The organism is Gilvimarinus sp. 1_MG-2023, assembly GCF_030548285.1.
Map to the genome: position 1 here is coordinate 1 of NZ_JAUOSC010001493.1, position 246 is coordinate 246.

The 246-nt window shown below is 57.3% G+C and carries 1 protein-coding gene; it reads right to left on the bottom strand.

What is annotated here, in order from left to right:
- Positions 1-246 (bottom strand): PAS domain-containing protein (locus tag Q4563_RS21795; protein ID WP_303606022.1); only part of this gene is annotated, 246 nt, incomplete at both ends.

A 246-nucleotide genomic window follows, 5' to 3' on the forward strand; every position in this document is an offset into this window, starting at 1 on the left:
GTTCTGATCGTACCGGAATGGCGTCAGCTCGAAGCGGATTAGCCGGGTGCTGCCATCGTGGTGGCGGCATTGTAAACAGATGATATGCGCCTTGCCCGGTGGCAGGGTTCTGAGGACAGTCAGCGCCTGATGGCAGCGTTGTTTTTCTTCGTCCGAGGCATACAGCAACCAGTCGCAACAACCATCGTTATCGGCCAGCGCCGGATACCCCAGTGTTTCCGAACCGGAGCGGTTGCGGTAAATGAT